The 18373-nt window shown below is 71.7% G+C and carries 14 protein-coding genes; 5 read left to right on the top strand and 9 right to left on the bottom strand.

The window, feature by feature from the left end:
* The first annotated feature begins 37 nt into the window (after nt 1–37).
* A complete protein-coding gene (gene rsgA / locus ACIA73_RS26615) occupies nt 38–1240 on the top strand; it encodes a ribosome small subunit-dependent GTPase A (RefSeq protein WP_399441242.1) in 1203 nt (400 codons plus the stop codon).
* A gap of 139 nt (nt 1241–1379) precedes the next feature.
* Entirely contained in the window at nt 1380–2846 is a 1467-nt protein-coding gene (locus ACIA73_RS26610) for a DNA-3-methyladenine glycosylase 2 family protein (protein WP_399441241.1), read from the top strand.
* Nucleotides 2847–2861: 15 nt separating this feature from the next.
* On the opposite strand, the gene ACIA73_RS26605 is transcribed toward ACIA73_RS26610, so the two are convergent.
* From ACIA73_RS26605 to ACIA73_RS26580, 6 genes are all read right to left on the bottom strand, one after another.
* Entirely contained in the window at nt 2862–4097 is a 1236-nt protein-coding gene (locus ACIA73_RS26605) for a branched-chain amino acid ABC transporter substrate-binding protein (protein ID WP_399441240.1), read from the bottom strand.
* 44 nt (nt 4098–4141) lie between these two features.
* Nucleotides 4142–5911, bottom strand: a complete 1770-nt coding sequence (locus tag ACIA73_RS26600) for a hypothetical protein (RefSeq protein WP_399441238.1) — start codon at nt 5909–5911, stop codon at nt 4142–4144.
* A gap of 168 nt (nt 5912–6079) precedes the next feature.
* Nucleotides 6080–7342, bottom strand: a complete 1263-nt coding sequence (gene kynU, locus ACIA73_RS26595) for a kynureninase (RefSeq protein WP_399441237.1) — start codon at nt 7340–7342, stop codon at nt 6080–6082.
* Nucleotides 7339–7929, bottom strand: coding sequence for a 3-hydroxyanthranilate 3,4-dioxygenase (locus tag ACIA73_RS26590; protein WP_399441236.1), 591 nt, complete (start codon nt 7927–7929; stop codon nt 7339–7341). Before ACIA73_RS26590 ends, kynU begins: the two co-directional genes overlap by 4 nt.
* Nucleotides 7926–8759, bottom strand: a complete 834-nt coding sequence (locus ACIA73_RS26585; protein WP_399441235.1) for a 2-keto-4-pentenoate hydratase — start codon at nt 8757–8759, stop codon at nt 7926–7928. Before ACIA73_RS26585 ends, ACIA73_RS26590 begins: the two co-directional genes overlap by 4 nt.
* Entirely contained in the window at nt 8756–9595 is an 840-nt protein-coding gene (locus ACIA73_RS26580) for a 2-keto-4-pentenoate hydratase (protein WP_399441234.1), read from the bottom strand. The genes ACIA73_RS26585 and ACIA73_RS26580 overlap by 4 nt, the downstream gene beginning before the upstream one ends.
* Before the next feature lie 243 nt (nt 9596–9838).
* Between ACIA73_RS26580 and ACIA73_RS26575 the strand changes: the two genes are divergently transcribed.
* Nucleotides 9839–10768 (top strand): LysR substrate-binding domain-containing protein, encoded by a 930-nt coding sequence (locus tag ACIA73_RS26575; protein ID WP_399441233.1) that lies wholly within the window; start codon nt 9839–9841, stop codon nt 10766–10768.
* 122 nt (nt 10769–10890) lie between these two features.
* On the opposite strand, the gene ACIA73_RS26570 is transcribed toward ACIA73_RS26575, so the two are convergent.
* Both ACIA73_RS26570 and ACIA73_RS26565 read right to left on the bottom strand, forming a co-directional pair.
* A complete protein-coding gene (locus ACIA73_RS26570; protein ID WP_399441232.1) occupies nt 10891–11208 on the bottom strand; it encodes an AzlD domain-containing protein in 318 nt (105 codons plus the stop codon).
* The gene (locus tag ACIA73_RS26565) at nt 11205–11894 is read right to left on the bottom strand and encodes an AzlC family ABC transporter permease (RefSeq protein WP_399441231.1); all 690 of its coding nucleotides are present in this window, start codon (nt 11892–11894) and stop codon (nt 11205–11207) included. Before ACIA73_RS26565 ends, ACIA73_RS26570 begins: the two co-directional genes overlap by 4 nt.
* Nucleotides 11895–11954: 60 nt before the next feature.
* Here ACIA73_RS26565 and ACIA73_RS26560 point away from each other — a divergent pair, with 60 nt between their 5' ends.
* On the top strand, nt 11955–12563 hold the full coding sequence (locus ACIA73_RS26560) for a CGNR zinc finger domain-containing protein (RefSeq protein ID WP_399441230.1): 609 nt from the start codon (nt 11955–11957) through the stop codon (nt 12561–12563).
* 57 nt (nt 12564–12620) lie between these two features.
* On the opposite strand, the gene ACIA73_RS26555 is transcribed toward ACIA73_RS26560, so the two are convergent.
* Complete coding sequence (locus ACIA73_RS26555) at nt 12621–13607, bottom strand: helix-turn-helix transcriptional regulator (RefSeq protein ID WP_399441292.1); 987 nt, start codon at nt 13605–13607, stop codon at nt 12621–12623.
* 157 nt (nt 13608–13764) lie between these two features.
* Between ACIA73_RS26555 and ACIA73_RS26550 the strand changes: the two genes are divergently transcribed.
* Nucleotides 13765–17568 (top strand): S8 family peptidase, encoded by a 3804-nt coding sequence (locus ACIA73_RS26550; RefSeq protein ID WP_399441229.1) that lies wholly within the window; start codon nt 13765–13767, stop codon nt 17566–17568.
* Nucleotides 17569–18373 lie beyond the last annotated feature (805 nt).

Genomic DNA, 18373 nt, shown 5'->3' with positions numbered 1-18373 from the left:
CGCGCTGCCGGGGCCATCCTTGTGAAGGGTCCCCACCTTGTCTTCTTCGGCTTCCTCGTCGATGTCGCTCCACCAGTCTTCCTCGCTCCACCAGTCCTCTTCGCGTCACCAGGCCTCTCCGCTCGACCAGCTCGCCTCCCTCGGCCAGGAATCGGCCGGCTCCGCGCACCCCCTCGCCCGCTACGGCTGGGACGCGGGATGGGAGGCCGAGTTCGCCCCGTACGCCGAGCAGGGTCTGATTCCCTGCCGGGTGGTACGGGTCGACCGCGGCCAGGCCGATGTCGTCACCCCGGACAAAACCGTCCGCGCCGACACCGCCCTGGTCACCCCGCACGACCCGATGCGGGTCATCTGCACCGGCGACTGGGCGGCCCTGGAGCCGGCCGGTGATCCGCAGCTGATCCGGGCGCTGCTGCCGCGCCGTACCGCGTTCGTGCGCTCCACCTCCTCCCAGCGGTCCGAGGGGCAGATCCTCGCCGCCAACGTCGACCACGCGATCATCGCGGTGTCGCTCGCCGTCGAGCTGGACCTCGGCCGGATCGAACGCTTCCTGGCGCTGGCCTGGGAGTCCGGGGCGATGCCGCTGATCGTCCTCACCAAGTGCGATCTGGTGCCGGACGCCACCGGTCTCTCGTACCTCGTCGAGGACGTCGAGACCACCGCGCCCGGGGTGCAGGTGCTGACGGTCAGCTCCGCGACCGGCGACGGCATCGAGGTGCTCCAGGCCGTCGTCGGGAACGGTACGAGCGTGCTGCTCGGCGTCTCCGGCGCGGGCAAGTCCACCCTGGCCAACGCCCTGTGCGGGGCCGAGATCATGGAGGTGCAGGCCACCCGGGACATCGACGGGAAGGGCCGGCACACCACCACGACCCGCAATCTGCTCGCGCTGCCCGGCGGGGGAGTGCTCATCGACACCCCCGGACTGCGCGGGGTCGGACTCTGGGACGCCGAGGCCGGGGTCGGCCAGGTCTTCTCGGAGATCGGGGAGTTGGCCGAGAACTGCCGCTTCCACGACTGCGGCCATGTCGCCGAGCCCGGCTGTGCGGTGCTCGCCGCCATCGAGGACGGCACGCTGCCCGAGCGCCGGCTGGAGAGCTGGCGCAAGCTGATCCGGGAGAACGAGCGGATCGTCGCCAAGACGGACGCCCGGCTGCGCGGTGAGATCAAGCGCGACTGGAAGCAGAAGTCCGCGGAGGGCCGGGCCAACTTCGCGGCGAAGCGCGGCGGCAAGGTCCGGTAGCCGGTCCGGTACGGACGCCGTGGCGGCAGCACGGTTGAGAGGGCATCGAGGCGACTTGGTGCCCCCTCGGCGTACGGATCCCGGGGACGATGTCCGAATCCCGCGAGCCCGGACCCCGGGTCCGGCGCACACTGGTTCCATGACCGCACCTGAGGACACCCCGCGCGGCGCCCTCGACGGCGCCCCTGCCGCCACCCTGGAGGACACCCGCTACCAGGCGGTGACCAGCAGGGACGCCCGATTCGACGGGGTGTTCTTCTTCGCCGTGACGAGCACCGGGATCTACTGCCGGCCGAGCTGCCCCGCGGTGACTCCCAAGCGTTCCAACGTCCGCTTCTTCACCACGGCCGCCGCCGCCCAGGGCAACGGCTTCCGGGCCTGCCGTCGCTGCCGCCCGGACGCCGTGCCCGGCTCGGCGGAGTGGAACGTGCGGGCCGACGCGGTGGGACGGGCCGTGCGGCTGATCGGGGACGGGGTGGTCGACCGGGAAGGGGTGCCCGGTCTGGCGAGGCGGCTCGGGTACAGCGCACGACAGGTGCAGCGGCAGCTGACCGCCGAGCTGGGCGCCGGTCCTGTCGCCCTCGCTCGGGCCCAACGGGCGCACACCGCAAGGGTGTTGCTCCAGACCACCCGGCTGCCCGTCACCGAGATCGCCTTCGCGTCCGGCCACGCGAGCGTCCGCCAGTTCAACGACACCGTGCGGCAGATCTACGCCCGCACCCCGAGCGAGCTGCGCGCGGAGAGCGGAACCGGGATGGCGAGGAGCGCGACCGCGAGCGCCGGGACGGGCACGGTGGTGGTCAGGAGCGGGACCACCGGCCGTCCCGCCGCCGGGGTCCCCCTCCGGCTCGCCTACCGGGGCCCCTACGCCGCCCGGCCCGTCTTCGACCTGCTCGCCCGCGAGGCCGTGCCCCGGGTCGAGGAGGTCCTCGGGGAGGAGCCGGGCGCGCGGACGTACCGGCGCACCCTGCGCCTGCCGTACGGCACCGGGGTCGTCTCCGTCGACGAGGCCCCGCACCCCGGCTGGCTGGAGGCACGGATCAGCCTCACCGATCTGCGCGACCTGACCACCGCCGTGCAGCGGCTGCGCAGGCTCTTCGACCTGGATGCCGACCCCTATGCGGTGGACGAGCGGCTCGGCGCGGATCCGCGGTTGTCCGCGCGGGTGGAGGCCCGGCCAGGGCTGCGTTCGCCCGGCGCCGCCGACCCCGATGAGCTGGCGGTACGTGCACGGGTCGGCCGGGAGCGGGCCGCCGTGCTCGTCGAGGCGTACGGGGAGCCGCTGGCCGAGCCCTGCGGGACGCTCGACCGCCTCTTCCCGACGCCGGACGCCCTGGTCGGCGACCCCGTGGCCGGGCCGCTGGCCACCGCACTCGCCGACGCAACCGTACGGCTCGACGCGGGCGCCGACCGCGAGGAGACGGCCCGCGCGCTGACCGCCGTACCCGGGATGGACCCGCACACCGCCGCGCTGATCCGGATGCGGGCCCTCGGCGACCCGGACGTGGCACTGCCGGGCGGGCCCGACGACGAGCGGTGGCGGCCCTGGCGGTCGTACGCCACCCGGCATCTGGCCGACGCCGCACACCAGGACGTCACCGGATGACACACTCTCGGTCCACTACTTGGCCTCGAAGGTGCCACTGCTCAACGGCTTCCAGACACCGTCCTTGACCTGATTGACCGTCAACTGCCGGTTGGTGGTGTCCCCGAACTCGTCGAACGAGACCTTTCCGGTGACGCCCTCGAAGGATGACTTCTGCACCGCCGCGGTGATCTTCGCCCGCGCGTCCTGCGGCAGCTTGCCGCCGTTCGCCCCGGCGACCGACCTGACCGCCTCGATCAGCGCGGTGGTCGCGTCGTGCGCGTAACCGCCGTAGGCGCCGTAGGGGTCGGTGAACTTGGCGGCCTTGTAGGTGTCCGCGAACTTCTTCCCCGCGGCCCCCTGTTCGAGCGGCGCACCCACCGTGGTGCAGTAGTCGCCGTTCGCCTGGGCGCTGGAGTGGCGGATGAAGAGCGGGTCGGAGATGCCGTCGCCGCCGATCAGCGGGATCTTCGCGCCGGCCTTCTTCAGCTGCCCGGTCAGCGGGCCGGCGTCCGGGTACTCGCCGCCGTAGTAGACGAAGTCCGCGCCCGAACCCTTCACCTTGTTGACCACCGCGGAGAAGTCCTTCGCGCCGGAGGTGATGTGGTCGGATTCCACGATCGTCCCGCCGAGCTTCTTGAACTGCTCCGAGAAGGTGGCCGCCAGGCCCGTCCCGTACGCCTTCTTGTCGTCGATGACGAAGACCTTGGACAGCTTCAGCTTCTCGAAGGCGTGCTGGGCTGCGAACGGTCCCTGCACCGCGTCCGTCGTGGCGGTGCGGAAGTACGTCTTGAAGCGGCGCTCCTTGGTGCCGGTGGCCCAGTCGTCGCCCTGGGTGAGGGACGGGCTGGTGGTCGCCGGGGAGACCGTGGCGAGGCCGGCCTCCTCCAGCACCATCTGCATCGACTTGGCGACACTGGAGTTGAGCGGGCCGACCACGCCCATGACCTTCTTGTCACCGGCCAGCACGGTCGCGTTCTGCTGTCCGTTGCCGGGCAGCGCCTGGTCGTCCAGGGCCTTGAGCTCGAAGCGGATGCCGGGAACGGTCTCGTTCCTGTTGGCCTGGTCGACGGCGAGCTGGGCGGAGTTCCTGGCGCCGACGGCGAGGGCGGACAGGTCGCCGGTCAGCGGCCCGTCGAAACCGAGGACGACGGTGGTGTCCGACCCACCGCCGGTCTTGTTCCCGCTGTCGGCCGGGCGGCTGCCGCAGGCGGACAGCAGGAGGGCGGAACAGACGGCGACGGCCGGCAGGGCAACAGCGTTTCTGCGCATGGGAGTTCCTTAGGGAAGGAGGAGAGGGGGGCAGACGCAGGCTCTTACGGCTTGCTGTTGCGGAACGGTTCGGCCGGACGGCCCAGGTTCGGCTTGCCCAGCACCTTCGGCGCCGACAGCGCGTAGATGCCGTGATTGGTCAGCGCCCAGGCGATGTTGCGGTCCCACTCGACGTACACACCGTGCGTCTGGTTTCCGTACGCGTAGTCCGGGGTGTCCTTGCCGTACGCCTTGGGAACGAAGTACGCCTCGATCTCCGGCTTCTGAGGCTTCGTCACATCGAAGAACTGCACGCCCGCGTTGTAGAACCCGTAACTCAGGACGCCCGCCTGATGGCTGCCGGGGTTGGTGTAGTAGCCGGTCCGCTTGGGTCCGAAGCTGCCGCGCCGCTGGCAGAAGTCGGTGATCCCGGAGGCCTTGGGCGGCTTCGGGCGGGGGAGCCGGCCGACGATGCGCGGGTGGGCCGGGTCCTTGGCGTCGACCTGGAAGATCTCCTTGTACGGCTCGTAGCAGTCCTCGGTGAGGGGGTAGCCGGAGACGTACACCATGCCGGTCTTCTCGTACTGCGAGACATCGATGTTGTCGCCCTCGGTGCCGGCCACCGACGGCGGAAGATCGAGGTGGCCGACGGCCTTCATCCTCGCCGGATTCGAGATGTCCAGCACCGTCAGCCCGAGCCCGCCCTGCACCGCGAAGGCGTAACGCCCGCCCTGCTCAGGCGGCTTGGGGACGAAGAGCGGCATTCGTGCCCCCATCCAGCTGGTCCTGTTCCCGCAGCGCGGATTCTTCCTGTACGCCGCCGACTCGCCGGTGACCTGACCCGGCAGATGCCAGGTGTCGAGCAGTTTGGGGTGCGCCGGGTCGGACATGTCCCAGGACTGGTAGCCCGCCGAGTGGAGATTGGTCGGGTACTCGTTGCCGGAGTACGTGTCGTTCGGGGCGACCGCCAGAAACATGTACTTCCCGCCGGTCCAGTACGGCACATCCAGCGAACCCGAGCCCTGCTGCGGTTTGCCGAGGTCGCTGTGCAGCGGGTCGCGCTGGGTGGAGTCAGTGGAGACGGTCGACAGCAGCTTCCAGTCCTTCTTGCGCGGACCGTCGAGCCGGTAGACCTTGAAACCCTTCAGGCCCTTCTTCGCCCGCAGCTTCGCGACGCCCTCCGGGTTGCCGTACTTGTCGTGCCCCGGCTCGTCCGACAGCTCGCTGATCTGCCGCTTGTCCTCGAAACTCACCACCATCACATAGGCGCCCAGCCTCTTGCTCCACTGGACGGTCGACCCGCCCCAGTAGTCCCCGGCCGCCCAGTCCCTGCTCGCCTTCGACTCGTCGCCGCCGACGTCCTCGCGGGTCAGCTTCTCGACGACCTTGACCTTCTTCACGTCGGTCACGTCATAGACGCGGCCCTCCGAACGGTCGTACTGGAAGAGGTAGCGGCGGCCGTCGAAATCGACGATGTTCTGCCAGGTGTGGAAGTAGTCGGGGGTGAAGTCGGCACCCTCGTAAGCCGCCTCGACCTTCATGTTCTTGCTGTACGACTTCGTGTCGTACTCCGCGCCGCGCCCCGGGAAGGGGTGCGGGTTCTCCTCGTCGAGCGGAGTGAGCGCCGGGTGCAGGAAGCTCTTGTCGAGCTGCATTCCGTACGACCCCGGGTCCACCGGGTCCGGGCGACGGTCCTCGCAGACGGTGGGGATGTCCGGATCGGCGGGAGCGGCGACGGCCTCTCCGGAGGTGGGGACGAGGAATGTGGCGGTGACGGCAGCGGCGGCGGTCGCGGCCAGAGCGACCCGGACCGGAGTGGGACGGAGGGTGCGCATGTGGCGGTCCTTCCAGAGACGGAGGAGGTGCATATGCGGAGGAAAGGGGTGGCGTGAGGGTGTGGGGAACTGGGGGAGGGGCGTAAGGCCGGCTCCCCGGGGTGCCGTGCGCGGCGATCAGGTGGGTGGTGTGGGGCGTCGCGTGGTGCGGTCAGGCGCGTGGTGCGCTCAGGTCACCGTGCTGCTCCGCCGGAAGCGCGGATCACGGTGCTCGCCACTGCTGACGATCTCCCTCAACTGCCGTACGCAGTCGAGGACATCGCCGTACGACACATAGAGCGGATTCACCCCGAACCGCAGCAGGTCCGGCGCCCGCATGTCGCCGATGACACCCCGCGCGACGAGCGCCGCGATCAGCGGGTACGCCTGCGGGTGCCGCAACGCCACCTGACTGCCCCGGCGTTCGGGTTCACGCGGGGTCGCCGCAGTGAACCCGAACCCTTCGAGCAGATCGTCCGCGCACTCCAGGAAGAACCCGGTCAGCCCCAGGCTTTTGGCCCGTACGTCCGCCATCGCCACCCCGTCGTACGCGGTCAGCGCCGCCTCCAGGGCGAGCAGCGACAGCAGCGGCGGCGTGGAGATCCGGGCGGAGGCGACACCGGGCGCCGGGGTGTAGGTGCCGTGCATGCCGAACGGGTCGGCGTGCCCGTGCCACCCGGTGAGTGGCTGGTCGAACGACGACTGGTGGCGTTCGGCGACGTACAGGAAAGCCGGTGCGCCGGGACCGCCGGACAGGTACTTGTAGCCACAGCCGACCGCGAAGTCGGCCTGGATCGCGTCCAGTTGCAGGTCGAGAGCGCCCGCGGCGTGGCACAGGTCCCAGAGCATCACCGCGCCCGCCTCGTGCACGGCCGAGGTGATCGCGGCCATGTCGTAGGCCTCGCCGGTCCGGTAGTCGACCGGTGCGTACGCGGCCACCGCCACGTCGAAACCCTCGGCCGCCAGCACCGACCGGACCTCGCGGGCGGGCACCCGGCGCACCTCGACATCGAGGACGCGGGCCACCGAGTCGGCGATGTACTGGTCGGTGGGGAAGTGGTCCGGGTCGGTCAGCAGCAAGGTGCGGCCGGGGCGCAGACGCACCGCCGCGACCAGCGCGTTGTAGAGCTGCACACTCGTCGAGTCACCGACGACGACCTGGCCGGGGGCCGCGCCGACCAGTCGGCCGAGGGTGTCGCCGACCCGCAGCGGGGAGTCCCACCAGCCGTTGTCGTTCCACGACCGGATCAGATCGGTGCCCCACTGGCGGCACACCGCGTCCTCGATGGCGGGCGGGACGGCGGCGGGCAGCGCACCGAGCGAGTTGCCGTCGAGATAGATGACGCCCTCGGGGAGGAGGAACCGCTCCCGGGTCCCGGCGAGCGGGTCGGCCGCGTCCAGGGCCTCGGCGCGCAGGGCGAGGGTTTTCAACAGGGCGTTCACATCTGTCACTTGACGACCTCCGTGCGGTCGGTGGTGGGGCGCAGCGCGTCCGGCCAGTCCTTGCCCGGGTGCACGGCCCCGCAGTGCGGGCAGGTGCGGGCCGTGTCGTCGCCGTAGAACGCGCTGAAGACCGGCGGCAAATCGTCGACGATCGACTTCAGCTGGACCTCACGGCGGTGGACCAGGTGGTGACAGTTCATGCAGTACCACTCGAAGGCGTCCAACTGACCCTCGGGGCGAGCGAATTCGACGACCAGGCCGATACTGCCCGGCTCGGGGCGCTGCGGTGAGTGGCGCAGATGCGCGGGGGCAAGGAAGACATCTCCCTCGCGGATGAGGAGGTCGCGCGGCGGTTCGCCGTCCTCCTCCATGATCCGGAGCACCATATTGCCCTTGAGCTGGTAGAAGAACTCCTCGATCGGGTCGTCGTGGAAGTCGGTGCGGCGGTTGGGGCCGCCGACGACCGTCACCATCAGGTCGGCGTCCTGCCAGACCTGGACGTTGCCGACCGGGGGCTTGAGCAGATGCTGGTGCTCGGCTATCCAGTTCTGGAAGTTGAAGGGCGCGAGCAGGGGCTTCTTGCCGGTGTCGCTCATGCGGGGGTCTCCTCGGTCCGGGCGGAATGCCGTGTCGGCAGGGAACGCGGTGTCGGTACGCCATGCCGCGTCGCTACGGTGCTGAAGCCGACCGTGCCCAGACCGGCGACCGTCGCCCGGACGTGCACCCCGTCCGCGAGCGGCACCGCCGCGGTGGCGGCCCCCGCGAGGACCACCGTGCCCGCGTCCAGCACCACCCCGGTCGCGGCGGCGAGCCGGGCGGCGGCAGCCAGGGCGCGCAGCGGATGGCCGAGGATCGCGGCGGTGGAACCGGCCTCCACGAGACGCCCGTCGACCTCCAGCAGGACCCCCAGATTGCCGAGTTCGACGGGTGAGCGCCAGGACCCGAGGCAGTAGCCGGCGGCGGAGGTGTTGTCGGCGATCACCTCCGCGAGGGAGAAGGTGAACCCGTCGTACCGCGAGTCGATGACTTCGAGCGCGGGCGCGACGGCGGCCACCGCCGCCAGCGGGTCCCCGTCGCCGGGCAGCAGCGGCCCGCCGAGCAGGAACGCCACCTCGGGCTCCACCCGGGGATGGATCAGCGCCCCCGCGTCGTACGCCGACCCGGCGGCGATCCGCATCCGGTCGGTGATCCGGCCGTGGATCAGGTCGTGCACGCCCATCTGGCGCATCTTCGCGGCACTGGTGAAGCCGAGCTTGAAACCGGTGAGTCGCTCACCGCGCGCCATCCTCCTTGCCACCAGTGAGGTTTGAACCGCGTACGCGTCGGACACCTCGGTGAGCCCACTGCTGCCGCTGCGCAACGGCCGACGGTTCAGGGCCGCCTCGTCGAGGGCGGCCGCGCACTCCTTGAGCTGTGCCTCGTTCATGCCGTGGCCCCCCTGGGGTCCTGCTCCGCGTCCACTGCCGCGAACGCGGCCCGTACCGAACCGAGCCCGTCGATCCGTGCCTCCACCACATCGCCCGGCGCCACCTCCACGACCGGCCCCAGCGCACCGGTCAGCACCGTGTCCCCGGCCCGCAGCGGACGTCCGAGCCGGGCCAGTGTGTCGGCCAGCCAGAGTGCGGCGTGCAGCGGATTGCCCAGGCAGGACGCCCCGGCCCCGACCGACACGGGTTCACCGCGCCGTTCGAGTACCGCACCCGCCGTCCGCAGGTCGAGTGCGTCCAGGGAGACGGGGCGGGTGCCCAGGACGTACACCCCGCTCGACGCGTTGTCGGCGACCGTGTCCACCAGGCTGATGTCCCAGTCACGGATGCGGCTGCCGACCACCTCGATCGCGGGCAGCGCGAACTCGGTCGCCCGCAGGATGTCCGCCACCGTGTGCCGCTCGTGCGTCAGATCCGAGCCGAGCACCAGCGCCACTTCGACCTCGGCGCGCGGCTGAAGGACCGTACCGGCCGGGATCTCCGCGCCGTCCGGTATCGCCGTGTCGTCGAAGAGTGCCCCGAAGTCGGGTGAATCAACGCCGAGTTGACGCTGTACGGCGACGGAGGTCAGCCCGACCTTCCAGCCGGTGATCCGGCGGCCCCCGGCGAGCCTGCGCCGGGTGCGGAGATTCTGCACGGCGTAGGCGGCCGCCACGTCGCCCGGCGGCAGCAGGTCCCGTACGGGGGCGATCGGCACCCCGGTGCGGCAGGCCTCGTCGAGCAGGTCGGCCGTCTCGATGACCGCTTTCTCGGTCCCGCTGGGAGAAGGGGGCACACCCTCACCACCCGTGTCATACCGTGCCGGCGAACTCACCTCGTGAACCTCCCTGTTCAGGACGGAAACACCGGGCCCGGGGCCGGGCTCTGGTGTCTTGTTCCGCCCTTGTGCATCATGAGCCCGCCCAGTTATGTCGAACCAATGCCGGAACGGGCAGCTGCCATACCGGATCCGGCATACGGCCTGCTCGTGAGGAGTCTCGGTGATGGACCTGCTCGACGGAAGGCCCAGGCGGCGGTGATGGACCTGCTCGACGGAAGGCTCAAGTTCCGGCATCTGACGCTGCTGGCCGCGATCGCCGAGCACGGCACCGTCGTCCGGGCCGCCGAATCGCTGCATCTGACCCAGCCCGCCGCCACCCGTACCCTGCGCGAACTGGAGAAGCTCGCCGATGTGGAGCTCTTCCACCGGGAACCGCGCGGGATGCGCCCGACGGTCTACGGAGAGGCGCTGATCGGCCACGCCCGTACGGTCATCGCCGAAGTGCGGCGCGCGGGTGACCACTTGACCGGCCTGCGCGAGGGCCAGGCGGGCACGGTCACCGTCGGCACGCTCCTCGCCGGCGCGAACCTGCTGCTCCCGCGTGCGGTCGCCCGGCTGAAGGCGGAACGCCCGCAGCTGACGGTCATCGTCCGCGAAGGCACCTTCGACCTGCTGCACCCGGCTCTGCTCACCGGGGAACTCGACGTCATCGTCGGCCGGGTCGGCCCCGCGCCGGAGCCGGGCCGGGTGCGCCAGCGGGCCCTCTACCGCGAGCCGATCCGGCTCGCCGTCCGCACCGGCCACCCGCTGCTCCGCGGCCCGGCCACCACCCTCGCCGACACCGTCGGCCACCCGTGGATCCTGCCTCTGGAACAGACCGCGCTCCGCCGGGAGCTGGCGGGCGTTTTCGAGACACAGGGGCTGACGCTGCCGGCGAATCGCGTGGAGTGCACCTCCATCCTGACGATGCGGGCACTGCTGCTGTCCACGGACATGGTCGCGGCCCTCCCGGAGCTGATCCTGCGCGACGACGACCGGCTGGTGGCCCTGCCGGTCGAACTCCCTTCGGTGGGCCGGACGGTGGGCACCACGGAGGCGGCATCCCGGATCCGTACCCCGGCGCTGATGGCGCTGCTGCACCACCTGGAGCGGGAGGCGGCGGAGCTGAGGGTGGCGCTGGCGGGATGAGGGTGGTGCCTCGCACCACGGCCCGTACCCGGTGGTGTCCCGAAGCCCGGCCCGTACCCGGTGGTGCCTCGCACCACGACCCGCCCGGCCCGTACCCGGTGGTGTCCCGAAGCCCCCGCCCGCTAGAGCATCCGCAGCCCTGCCGTCACCACCACCGCCCCCACCAGGGCCACCGGCAACGGAGCCCTGCACAGGCGCAGCAGCACCACCGCCGCCAGCCCCGCCACCAGCGTCGGATCCAGCCCCGACCACCCGGGTCCGGCCACCGCCACCACCACGAACCCCGCCAGCAGCGCGGGTGCGAGGACCGCGATCACCGCCCGCGCCGGCCCCGGCAGTTCCCGGCCGCCGAACACCGCGGGACCCATTCCCTTGATCGCGAAGCTCACCACCGCCACCACACCTATCGCCGCCCACAGCACCGGCATGCTCACCGTCACGCCGCCGCCCTCCGGTACCGCAGCAGCCCCAGTCCCGCCGCCAGCGCCGAACCCACCAGCGCCGGCCCGGTCGGCAGAAACGCGATCAGTACGGCGGCGAGCGCCCCGCCCAGCAGCGCCGGCGGGAAGTTGGCCCGGTCCTTGCGCAGTTCATCCAGGAGCAGCGCCACGAACAGCGCGGGCGTCAGCACATCGAGCCCCAGCGTGTGCTGGAGACCCGCGTCGGGCGCGAGCAGCACACCGAGCGCGGTGCCCGCCACCCAGGCCGGCCACTGCACGGCGGACGCCCCGAACAACAGCAGCCGGTCGAACCGCCCGCCGCCAAGATGCGCCGCCGCCCAGGATCCGTCGACGAGCGACTGCCCCTCCAGTGCCCGCCGCAGCCGCCCGCCCCGCAGATCGCCCGCGACCGCGACACCCATCGGCAGATACCGGGCCTGCACCAGCCCCGCCGCCAGGACCGTCGACGCCAGCCCGCCCGTACCCAGGGTGGCCAGCATCGCGAACTGCGCCGAACCGGAGAAGACGATCAGTGAGCAGACGATCGGCGCGACGACACCCCAGCCCTGCGCGTACGAGGCCGCACCGAAGCTGATGGCCAGCAGGAAGCTCGCCACCGCGAGCCCCGACCCGACGGACAAACCGGCGCGAAGTCCCCCCTGGGGTGGGGGAGTTGTCGATTCCATCACTGCACTCTAACAAGCTAACGACGAATAGGTTGTTAGAGATTTACGTATGCTGGAGCGGTGACCTCGCAGCAACCCGTCTTCGTCGGCGGCCACCCCGTACTGGACTTCGTCAACACCGTCGCCTGGCGCACGGACGGGACCCGGCGCACGGACCGCGTCACGGGCGGCCCGGACGGGTGGCTGAAGTGGGCGCGGGACGCGGGTCTGCGAGGTGGGGCGGGGGAGGTGGCCGGGGTGGGGAAGGGGCGCGACGCGGGGAAGGCGCCCGAGCCCGCCGCGCTCCTGCGGCTGCGCACCGCCCTGGGGCGCATCCTCGACGCATACGTCGAAGGCGCACCGCTGCCCGCCGATGCCTGGGGCGGGTTCCGCCATGCCGTGCTGGAGGCCCGCACCCGTGCGGCGCTGCCCGCCGCCCTGCCGCTGCGATGGAATCCCGCCGGGGCCGGCCTCGTACACGAACTGGCCCTCGGTGCAGAGGAGTTGCTGGCCGATCCGGCGGCGGTTCAGCGCATCGGCCGGTGTGCCGCACCGGGCTGCGGCTGGTTCTATCTGGACAGGACCCGCTCCCGCTCCCGCCGCTGGTGCAGCTCCGGCGACTGCGGCAACCGCGACCGTGCCCGCCGCCACTACGCCCGCACCCGGCCCCCGGGTGAGACACATACGTAACCACGCAGGCGTAGCCCGTGCAGGCGAATCCCATGCAGGCGTCCCCCCCGCCACCCTCTACCGCGCCACCCACCCCCGCTCATACGCATGCCACCCCAGTTGCAACCGCGTCGACACCCCTGCCACTTCCATCAGCCCCTTCACCTTGCGCTGCACCGTCCGCAGGCCCAGCTCCAGCTGCTTGGCCACGCTGGCGTCGGTCAGGCCGGCCAGCAGCAGGGAGAGGATCTTCAGGTCCATCTCGTCGGGCCCCTCGCCCTCCTCGACGAAGGCGACACCGGTGCCCGGCTCTCCCAGCCGTACCGGACGGGCCTCCCGCCAGACCGCCTCGAACAGGCCCATCAGGGACTCCAGGAGGCCGCTCGCGTGCACCACCAGGGCGGCGGGTTCGGCATCGCGGCCGGTCAGCGGGACCATGGCCAGGGAACGGTCGGCGACGACGAGTTTGGTGGGGACCCGGTCGACCACCCGGACCTGCTCGTCACGGCTGAGGGCCGCCGTCAGCTCCACCACACCGCGCGGCAGCATCAGCACCTCGCGTTCCAGGACCACCCGGTAGAGCACCCCGCGTGCGGCGGCCCGTTCCTCGGCCACGTTGTCCAGGCCGGTGACGGCCACCGGCCGGCCGGTGACCAGCGCACACACCTCCTCGGTGGCCCCCAGCTGCAACTGGGCGAACCGGTGGGTCACCGCGCTCGCCCCCGTCACCACCTCCACCAGGTCGTGCACCGCGGGCTCGGACGCCTCCGCCCGGTACTCCTCGGCCAGCAGCGCGGCCGCCAGCTCCGCCTGCTCCAGCTCGTGCCGCTGCTGGGTGAGCAGCGCGCCCAGCGCCACCCCGGGCGGAGCCGCCACCCACCGCGCCGTACCGGACGTGGACTGCGCGGCCAGGCCCTGCCGTTCCAGCCGGCGCAGCGCCCGCTCCGTCTCGCCCTCCCCGGCCGACAGCCGGTGCGCCAGATCGGCCACCTCGGCGGCCCCCACCGTGATGAGCGTCCGGTACGCCGCCTCCTGTGCCTCGTCCAGCCCTATCGCACCCAGCACCTCAAACCTCACCCCTCCCACGCAGCTGTGCCTCATTGGCGGGAATGAGCCACGGCACAAACCCGCCTCACGACATCATCCCTGCACCACCAGCCCCTCTGCCACTGTGTCGCCACCGGCCCACCAACCCGTGAGCCGAACAGACTTGGGGAGCACAATGCGTCCGAGAAAGCGCATATCGCGTACGGCGGTCGGCGCGGCCACCGCCGCGGTCCTCGCCGCCACCGCGGTCACCCCGTCCGTGGCAGCGCCCACGGCCGCGGACCCGACGGCCGGCAAGCAGCCGATCGCCGGAAGCGCGAAGGCCCACGAGAAGCAGCAGCGGGCCGTAGTCGTCACCCTGGTCACCGGCGACAAGGTGCAGGTACGGCAAGGGGGTTCGGGCCCCGACTCGGCCACCGCGCTGCCCCGCCCGGACGGCACGGTGCCGCTCCTGCAGACCCGCACCTCCAGCGTCGGTGAGGGCGGGAAGCCGGACCTCTACGTCTACCCCGCGTCCGCGTCCAAGGCACTGGCCACCGGCCGCGTCGACCGGGAGCTCTTCAATGTCACCGGCCTGATCCGGCAGGGCTACGACGACGCGCGGAGCAAGTCGCTGCCGCTTATCGCCGTTTATGACAAGTCCGTGAACGTCGCCCGCGCGCTCCCCGCCCTCCCGCGCGCCGCCACCCGCGGCCCGGTCCTCGCCCCCGTCGGCGGGGTCGCCCTCAAGGCGGACAAGGACAGGGCCGCCGACTTCTGGGCCGACCTCGGCAACCCCCGCTCGCGCGCCGGCGGCGACCTCGCCAAGCTGTGGCTGGACCGCAAAATCTCCGCCACCCTCGACCGGTCGACCAAGCAGGTGCGCGCCCAGGAGGCGTGGGCCGCCGGATTCGACGGCAAGGGCACCAAGGTCGCCGTCCTGGACACCGGCGCCGACGCCGAGCACCCCGACCTCAAGGGCCGGGTGGTGGCCGCCAAGAACTTCACCGACGCCGGCTCCGAGGCCGACGTCCAGGGGCACGGCACCCACACCGCCTCCACCGTCGGCGGCAGCGGTGCGGCCAGCGGCGGCAAGAAGAAGGGCGTCGCCCCCGGCACCGGACTCCTCAACGGCAAGGTCCTCAACGACCAGGGCCAGGGCGCCGAGTCGTGGATCATCGCGGGCATGGAATGGGCCGTGCAGGAGAAGGCCGACGTCGTCTCCATGAGCCTCGGAGGTGCCGCCACCGACTGCACCGACCCGCTGAGCGTCGCCGCCGAGGAGCTCGCCAAGAGCAAGGACACCCTGTTCGTGCTGGCGGCCGGGAACACCGGCCCGCGCAACAACTCCGTCTCCTCGCCCGGCTGCGCCCCCGGCGTCCTCACCGTCGGCGCCGTCGACCGCGACGACACCACCGCCCAGTTCTCCAGCCGTGGCCCGAACATCGCCACCCACACGCTCAAGCCCGAGATCGCCGCCCCCGGCGTGAACATCTCCGCCGCCTCGGCGGGTGGACGAGGCGCAGAGGCGTACCGCTCCATGTCCGGTACGTCGATGGCGACCCCGCACGTCGCGGGCGCGGCAGCCATCCTCAAGCAGGCCCACCCCGACTGGAGCGCCCAGCAGATCAAGGCGGCCCTGGTCTCCTCCGCCAAGGTCGTCCCCGGCGACGTACGCCAGACCGGCGGCGGCCGCCTCGACGTCAAGGGCGCGCTCGACGCCAAGGTGACCGGTGCGCCCGCCGTGCAGGGCGGCACCTTCAACTGGCCCCAGGACAGCAGCGACCGCACGGACGTCGAACTGCCGTACACCAACACCTCGGACAAGCCCGTCACCCTGGACCTCAAGATCCAGCAGCCCACCGGCAACGACGGCTCCCGCATCCGCTCCAAGGTCGCGAAGCTCGGCAAGGACCGCGTCACCGTCCCGGCCGGCGCCACCGTCAAGGTGCCGCTGACCATCGACCCGTCCGCGCGCATCGACCGGGCCCAGTACGGCGACATCACCGGCCGTGTGCTGGCCACCGCACGCGGCGGCATCACCGTCTCCACGCCTTTCGCGCTCTACGTACAGCCCGAGACCGTCACCCTGCGCGTCAAGGTGATCGACCGCAGCGGCAAGCCCGCCGACGGCGCGAGCTCCCTCGACGTGATCGGCACCGACGACGACCAGGGCGAGAGCCGCCCCAACAACGGGAGCACGGAGCAGCGTTACGAGGTCCGCCCCGGCGCGTACTTCCTCTCCGCCTATGTCTCCACCCCCGACCCGGACGACCTCACCGGCTACGGCTACCAGTCGCTCAGCTACCTGGCCCACCCACAGCTGGAGCTCAAGAAGGACACCACCGTCGTCCTGGACGCCCGCAAGGCGCACAAGCTGAGCGTCCGCACCGACCGGGCGAGCGAGAACCGCGCCACCACCCTCGCCTTCGAGCGGTCCTGGCGGAACACCTGGGTCCACTCCGGTTCCCTCAGCGCGGGCCGTGGCGTCGGCGCCTTCTACGCGGACGTCCAGGGCCGGGCCGACGACGGCGAGTTCGAATTCGGCAGCTACTGGCGGGCGCAGGCGCCGCTGCTCAGCTCCCTCAAGGTCACCGGCGGCCCCGCCCTGCACGCCGTCGTCGGTCCCACGGGCAGCGTGAACCTCGACGGCAAGGGCACCGCTCCGCTCGTCGACGCGGGCAAGGGCACCCCCCAAGAGCTGAAGGCCGCAGGCGTCAAGGGGAGCATCGCCCTGGTCGAAACCCCCGACGGCAGCACCAACCTGGGCAAGGTCACCCAGGACGCGAAGGCCGAGGGCGCCGTGGCCGTCCTGGCACACCGCCCCTCCGCGGGCACCTGGTACCCGAGCGCCGGATTCGGCGACGGCGCGCTGCCGCTGCTCGCCGTCCCCGCCGTCGAGGCCAAGGACCTCAAGGCCCGCCTCGCCCAGGGCAAGGTCACCCTGGACTGGCAGGCCACCGCGCGCAGCCCCTACGTCTACAACCTCGGCTTCCAGGAGAAGGGCCCGCTCAACTCGGCCCGCACCTACGCCACGTCGGACCGCAGGCTGGCCGCCGTCGAATCCGACTACAAGGCGATGGGAGTGCGGGGCAACTTCGTCGAGTCGGCCTACGCACTGCGCCCGAGCGGCAACCTCATCTCCACCTCCCTGATGGCGGACCCGCTGCCGGTCCCCGGCCACCGCACCGAGCTGTACTCCGCCGACGGCTCCGCCTGGGGGCGGTACGTCGGCAGCAGCTTCCCGTTCGGTGAGCTGATGGTCCAGCCGGACCGGAAGTTCCGGGCCGGACAGCGCCTCACCGAGAACTGGTACGGCGGGGTCATCGCGCCCACCGCCCCGCGCGACGCCCAGGACAAGCAGACCCTGGTCTCCGAACGCCAGGGCAACTGGATCGGGTTCGAGAGCGCGATGTGGGGCGACCGCGAGCACTACGCGGTTCCCGGCAGCTTCGGCGACATCGGAAACCTGGTGCTGAAGCGCGACGGCGAGGTCGTGGGGGAGAGCAGCTGGCCCAAGGGCGCCTTCCAGGTCCCGGCCGAGCGGGCCGCGTACGAACTCACCCAGAACATCACCAAGATCGGCGGCCACGCGAGGGTCTGGCAGCGCTCCACCTCCGTTACCACCAGCTGGAAGTTCACCTCCCAGCTCGACGAGAGCACCCAGTCCACCCCGATCCCGATCCTCTTCCCCGGCTACGACCTCCCCGAGGACGGCCTGAAGACCCTCCCCGCGAAGAACGGCCAGAAGATCACCCTGTCCGTCTCGGGTCACAAGGGTTACGTCCCCGGAGCGATCAAGTCCGCGAAGCTCTCCTACTCCTACGACGAGGGCAAGACCTGGACCGAGGCCAGGACGGTCGCGGCCGGCGGGAGTTGGACGGCCACCGTCGACCACGCGGGCGCAACCGGCGAACAGGTCACCCTGAAGACCGAACTGACGGACGTACGCGGTAGCTCCGTCGCCCAGCTCGTGGCCCGCGCCTACGACGTGCGGTAGCCCAACGGCACACCGCGCGGCAGGCATTCGCCGGCCACGAACGGTCCGCCGGGCGTCCTTCCCGTGGGGGGTGGGGCAGCCCGGCGGACCATTTTTTTCGCTCCCGCCCCGTTTCCGAATCGCCCCAGCGGTGGACAATAGGGGCATGAGTCAGCAGGGGGAGCGGCGCACCCACGCCGAGGACGACTGGTGGGACCGGCTGTACGACGAGTCCACCCCGGACAGCGGCCCGGCACGCTCGGGCGACACCTTGGACGACCACTTCGACTCGGCACGGGGGGCCTCCGGCCTGGGGCAGGGGGAGACGGGGGCCCCCGGCCCGGGCCACGCGGTGACGGGGGAGCCGTCCGCCGCAACGGCCGGGGAGCCACCTGGTCCGCCTCTGGGGCGGGGCGGGGTGTGGGACGCCGGGCCGGGTGCGGTGCCGGATGCCGGTCCGTATGAGGTATCGGACTCGGCCGCGGACCCGGGTGCCGGTCCGGGTGCGGACCCGCACTCGGTGCCGGACGCGGGTCCGGACGCGGTGTCGGTCGCGGATTCACCTTCGGCGCGGGACGCGGCCTGGGAAACGGTCCGCGATTCGGTCTGGGGTGTGCCTCCAGGCGCGGGAGCAGGAGCAGGATCGGACTCGAACTCCGCTCCGCGGCGGGGGCCGGATCGGAGCGCGGGCCCGGCGGATCCGTTCGACGGACGGGTTACGGGACGGGCGGCCCCGGGAGCGAGGCCGGAACCAGGCCCCGGCCCGGCCCCGGCCCCGGACATCGGCGTATCGGCCCCGGGCGTGGGGCCGGAGCCCCGCCCCGGA

Origin of the sequence: Streptomyces sp. NPDC051561, assembly GCF_044454195.1 — a bacterium.
Classification (GTDB): Bacteria; Actinomycetota; Actinomycetes; order Streptomycetales; family Streptomycetaceae; genus Streptomyces.
This window is presented reverse-complemented; position numbering and strand designations above follow the sequence as displayed.